The 553-nt window shown below is 76.9% G+C and carries 1 protein-coding gene; it reads left to right on the top strand.

What is annotated here, in order from left to right; genetic code table 11:
• A partial coding sequence (locus tag FOE67_RS27980) for a 2-oxo-4-hydroxy-4-carboxy-5-ureidoimidazoline decarboxylase (protein WP_438874330.1) occupies positions 1-553 on the top strand: 553 nt, incomplete at both ends.

Raw genomic sequence — 553 nt, 5'->3', positions numbered from 1 at the left:
CCACGACACCGCCCCACCCCCCGGCCTGCGCCGCCTGAACGCCGCCGACCCGGCCGACGCCGAAGCCCTCCTCCTGACCTGCTGCGGCAGCCGCCGATGGGCCCGCCGGGTGGCCGAGCACCGTCCCTACCGCGACACCGGGGCCCTGCTCGCGGCCGGTGACGAGGCCGCCTACGACCTGACCCCCGCCGATCTCGCCGAGGCCCTGGCCGCCGAACCGCACGACGCGGCGACCCTCTCCGTCGGCGCGGACGCGGGCGACACCGCCCGCACCGCCCTGCACGCCGCCCTCGCCGTCCACGAGGAACGCTTCGGCCACGGCTTCGTGCTGCACCTGGACCCCCGACACCCGGAGGAATGGCTGGACCGGACGCTGACGGCTCTGCGGAGCCGCCTGGCCATGGACCCGGAAACCGAACGCGAGCACGCCGCCGAGCAGTTGCGCCACCTCGCGCGGGCCCGCCTGGAACGCCTCGCCGGGAGCGTTCCGGGCCCCCGCCCCGCGGCGGGCGGCGACACGCCCGCCGCACCGAACCCCTGTCTCTTATACAAA

The sequence above is a fragment of the Streptomyces calidiresistens genome, assembly GCF_014141525.1.
Lineage (GTDB): Bacteria > Actinomycetota > Actinomycetes > Streptomycetales > Streptomycetaceae > Streptomyces > Streptomyces calidiresistens.
Note: the sequence above shows the minus strand (reverse complement) of the source record. Positions and strands in the feature narration are given on the sequence as shown.